Source organism: Treponema sp. R8-4-B8 (assembly GCF_054786175.1).
Map to the genome: position 1 here is coordinate 1 of NZ_BDHE01000139.1, position 925 is coordinate 925.

Annotated in this window: 1 protein-coding gene; it reads left to right on the forward strand. The window is 49.7% G+C overall.

The features are described 5' to 3' along the window. On the forward strand, positions 1 to 925 hold a 925-nt coding region (locus ACYVRA_RS07435), incomplete at both ends, for a hypothetical protein (protein WP_461252111.1).

The window sequence follows — 925 nt, forward strand, 5'->3', positions numbered from 1 at the left end:
GCTTTTAAAAACGGAAGCCGGTCCTTTAATTGTGGAGTTTAAATGGGCAAGAATTAATTTACAGCCTCAGGAGCTTTTAAGGCTGGAAATTGCCGAGGATAAATATTTTAAGAGAATAGTACAGACGGTTGATAATCTTGATTCAAGCGCGATAGCCTCTTTGAATACCGGCCTTTGGCATTGGCGGCTTTTACATGGAAATAACGCGCTTGCTTCAGGGCGTATGAGCGTGGTTGAAGCCGCCGCGCCGACTCTGCTTGCCCCAATGGCGGGAGGTTCCGCGCAGGTTCCGGTAAGATATGCGGGGCAGGAAGTCCAATTCAGATGGGCGGAGGTCCCTGACGCGGCGTATTATATGTTAAATGTTTCCAGATCGCCTGAGTTTATCGCGCCTGAAATCAGTTTGCAGGTACAGACGACAAGTTATATTAATTCCGATATAGACGCGGGAACATGGTATTGGCGCGTTCAGCCTGTTTTTTCAAGCAGTTATGAGGGCGAGGCGCGTTTTTCACAAACGTCTTCTTTTCAGGTACAACCCGCTTCTGTCGCTCCCGCTCCGGCGACAAATGAAAATAATTCCGGCGTAAATACTCCAAGTGAAACTGTTCAGGAACAGGCGGTTGTCGCTGTTGCAGAAGAACAAAAACTTGAAGATGCCTTTACGTCATTGCTTGAAGAGACAAGACAAATTTGGCAGGAACAGCAAGTACAGAAGGAACAACAAGAGAATCGCGCTCAGCAGGAACGTGTGCAGCAAGAGCAGCGTGAACAACAAGAACGCGCGCAACTGGCGCAACAGGAACAGCGAGCGCAGCAGGAACAAACACGGCAGACGACTCAAGTCTCTACAGCCCCGCAGACGCGGCCGGAAAAACAGGCGCCGCAACAACCGCTGCGCCTTAGCTTGATCTCTCCTGAGAAT